This window comes from Anaerophaga thermohalophila str. Valhall, from assembly GCF_000250735.1.
GTDB lineage: Bacteria > Bacteroidota > Bacteroidia > Bacteroidales > Marinilabiliaceae > Anaerophaga > Anaerophaga thermohalophila_A.
In genome coordinates this window covers 1-1670 of the sequence record NZ_AHZV01000175.1, presented here as the reverse complement: position 1 = coordinate 1670, position 1670 = coordinate 1, and the positions used below count along the sequence as shown (strand labels likewise).

Here is a 1670-nt window from a genome sequence, read left to right as displayed (position 1 = left end):
ACTACTGACCTATTGACCTATTGACCTAATAACCTGCTCTGTCACCGCTCCGCGGTTCGGGGAGTTTCTGTGCCATAATATTATTCTACCGTACTGTCGCCGCCCCGCGGCTTCTATTAACCTACTTGCCTAATCTCCTACTTGCCTAATTCCCTTCGCACTACCCCCTGACCCCCTGAAAGGGGAACCCCCATCGCACGATTTCTTTTATATAGTACCATTTGTATGTTTAAATCTGCTAAGAGTTGCGGTTCAGCCCGGTACTCCCTTTCAGGGGAGTCAGAGGGGTAGTGGGAGGGGGTAAAACCTGCGATAGTCTTCAATGATTAGATGATCAGATTACTTTATGTGAGAAAAAATGCTTCAAATTCTTTGTAGGAGATTATTTTGGCTAAGGCAAAAGATTCAAGAGTCAGAAGGTCATTATCTCCACTGATAATAAAATGGGCGCTTGCATCTTTAGCTAAAGCAAGAAGAAAATTGTCTTTGGGGTCTCTGCAAATATCAACATTTGATTTTACCTTAATCAATAAACTACAATCATCCAATAAATCGAAAAACTCATGGATTTGATATGTGGTGAAATATTTACGGATTTTTGGCTTTTGAAAAACTTCAGATAATTCGGATAGCTGTTCTTTACATGTAATTATTTTTATAACATCAGAAGCGATAATATGATGTAAACCCTTTAAATGTTTACCAATTAAAAAAGAAATCCAGATATTCGTATCGATAATAACTTTATCGGCCTTGCCTTCCTTCATCATATCTTTTTTGTCTGACTTCTTCTACTTCCTTTGTTATTTCTTCAAAAGACAGTCCCTCGGTTTTTGTTGACTTGAGCAATTTTTCAAAACGGTTTGGAAATAAAGATTTTTTTAACTCTTCATATATTTCCAATTTGTCTTTTTCATCCAACTTTCTGATGGATTTCAGGAATTGGTTTTTGTTGAGTTCTATATTAATAGTTTGCATGTTTGTTGTTTTTTATGGGTTAATTCAAAGATACAAAAACCGGGTAACTATAACAATGCCTTTAATCTTCATTATTCATATATTATTACTGCTGTCCGGCAAAAAAAAAGCGTTTAACTTTTTGCGCTCAAGCCGCGCGGGCTTTTACTTTTTTTGTTCACGAGATAAAAATTATAAGGCGTTCACGATTTACGCTTCGCTCCAATTCATTAGTATATAATAAACTTACGTTATTGGCCTAATGGAACTCGCATGTAAGATTTATACATATTCTTATTGTTGCAATCGTTACCATGCTCGTTTCTACAGCAAAAAAAGTAAACAAATTTTGCGTTAAGTGAGAGCAGTGACCAAACTTGTTTGTGTCAATGCCGAACGCAGCAAAATTCAGCAATGCTAAAAAATGCCGTCGCTCACTTAAATCATAAAAAATGCAGGTTTGGCTGTTCTCCTTTTCCTTCGCACACCCCCTAACCCCTTTAAGGGGAACCCCCACCGCGGAATTTCTTTTATATTGTACCATTTGTATTTTTTAATTTGCGAAGGGTTGCGGGTCAGCCCGGTACTTCCTTTCAGGGGAGTCAGAGGGGTAGTGGGAGGGGGAAGTTGTTAGTCTTAAGCTCGTAGCTCATATAGGGTATTAGTTTGTAATATTCGTTTATCTTCTTCCTCTTCACTCACCCCTGGCCTTT

Annotated in this window: 2 protein-coding genes; both read right to left on the bottom strand. The window is 37.8% G+C overall.

The genetic code is table 11. The features are described 5' to 3' along the window. Positions 1-344: 344 nt before the first annotated feature. The gene (locus OQ5_RS0109385) at positions 345-770 is read right to left on the bottom strand and encodes a putative toxin-antitoxin system toxin component, PIN family (RefSeq protein WP_026055207.1); all 426 of its coding nucleotides are present in this window, start codon (positions 768-770) and stop codon (positions 345-347) included. Beyond that, entirely contained in the window at positions 745-978 is a 234-nt protein-coding gene (gene vap15, locus OQ5_RS0109380; RefSeq protein WP_016777245.1) for a type II toxin-antitoxin system VapB15 family antitoxin, read from the bottom strand. The genes OQ5_RS0109385 and vap15 overlap by 26 nt, the downstream gene beginning before the upstream one ends. Positions 979-1670 lie beyond the last annotated feature (692 nt).